This window comes from Pseudomonas aegrilactucae (genome assembly GCF_019168305.1).
GTDB classification, from domain to species: domain Bacteria; phylum Pseudomonadota; class Gammaproteobacteria; order Pseudomonadales; family Pseudomonadaceae; genus Aquipseudomonas; species Aquipseudomonas aegrilactucae.
Genome location: NZ_JAHTBI010000168.1, coordinates 1 through 876, shown reverse-complemented (window position 1 = coordinate 876; position 876 = coordinate 1). Strand labels below are relative to the sequence as shown.

Annotated in this window: 1 protein-coding gene; it reads left to right on the top strand. The window is 59.6% G+C overall.

What is annotated here, in order from left to right; genetic code table 11:
- Positions 1–24: 24 nt before the first annotated feature.
- Positions 25–837, top strand: a complete 813-nt coding sequence (gene minD, locus KUO17_RS26315) for a septum site-determining protein MinD (protein WP_217978468.1) — start codon at positions 25–27, stop codon at positions 835–837.
- Positions 838–876: the final 39 nt, after the last annotated feature.

The window sequence follows — 876 nt, the reverse complement described above, 5'->3', positions numbered from 1 at the left end:
TTTTTTCTTTAGGGGTGATACACCTTGGCCAAGATTCTCGTGGTTACATCCGGCAAGGGTGGTGTGGGTAAGACCACCACCAGCGCCGCCATTGGTACCGGCCTCGCACTGCGTGGCCACAAGACCGTCATCGTCGACTTCGACGTCGGCCTGCGTAACCTCGACCTGATCATGGGCTGCGAACGCCGCGTGGTGTATGACTTCGTCAACGTGGTCAACGGCGAAGCCAACCTGCAGCAGGCCCTGATCAAGGACAAGCGCCTCGAGAACCTGTACGTGCTGGCCGCCAGCCAGACCCGTGACAAGGACGCGCTGACCGTGGAGGGCGTGGAAAAGGTCCTGATGGAGCTCAAGGAGCAATTCGAGTTCGTGGTCTGCGATTCGCCGGCCGGTATCGAGAAAGGCGCTCACCTGGCCATGTACTTCGCCGACGAGGCGATCGTGGTGACCAACCCGGAAGTATCGTCGGTACGTGACTCGGACCGCATGCTGGGCCTGCTGGCCAGCAAATCGCGCCGCGCCGAGAACAACGAAGACCCGATCAAGGAACACCTGCTGATCACCCGCTACCATCCAGAGCGTGTGAGCAAGGGCGAGATGCTCGGCGTCGAAGACGTCAAGGAGATCCTCGCCGTGGCGTTGCTGGGCGTGATTCCCGAATCCCAGGCGGTGCTCAAGGCATCCAACCAGGGCGTACCGGTGATCCTCGACGACCAGAGCGATGCTGGCCAGGCCTACAGCGACACTGTTGACCGCCTGCTGGGCAAAACCGTGGAACACCGGTTCCTCGATGTACAGAAGAAGGGATTCTTCGAGCGCCTGTTTGGAGGCAACTGACCAATGAACCTTTTTGACTTCTTTCGTGCCAACAAAAAA